This is a genomic window from Paenibacillus zanthoxyli JH29 (genome assembly GCF_000520715.1).
In the GTDB taxonomy this organism is placed as follows: domain Bacteria; phylum Bacillota; class Bacilli; order Paenibacillales; family Paenibacillaceae; genus Paenibacillus_AQ; species Paenibacillus_AQ zanthoxyli.
The window spans coordinates 1-372 of the sequence record NZ_ASSD01000540.1; the positions used below are offsets into that span (position 1 = coordinate 1).

The following is a 372-nucleotide window of genomic DNA, read 5'->3' on the forward strand; positions in this document are numbered from 1 at the left end:
CAAGAGGCAGCGGCTGCGCGAGAAACGGCCGCTGCGCTGCCCGCGCCCGGATCGCCCGGACCGCTGCCCGGCTCAGGCAGAGCGAAATCGGCGAAACGATAAGCCTGCAACGAACGAATAATGGCGGTAAGCCGCATTGCGCTAAAAGAACGAATAAACCCGGATTTCCGAGAGATCGGAATCCGGGTTTTTGTTGCCTCGTTCTTCTGCTGCAATATTAAATCGGCCGCCGCAACGGTTTCCAAGCTCGGCTACTTCCAGCATACGTGCGCCGTTCCCGATGTGCATGTACAGCTGCATAGCGCGGTCGCTCCCGTTGTACATGTGCAGCTGCATAGCGCGGCCGCTCCCGATGAACATGTGCAGCTGCAT

The 372-nt window shown here is 59.1% G+C and carries 1 protein-coding gene; it reads right to left on the bottom strand.

The window, feature by feature from the left end; all coding sequences use genetic code 11:
- Positions 1–141: 141 nt before the first annotated feature.
- On the bottom strand, positions 142–372 hold a 231-nt coding region (locus L691_RS0121040), incomplete at its 5' end, for a hypothetical protein (protein WP_025692313.1).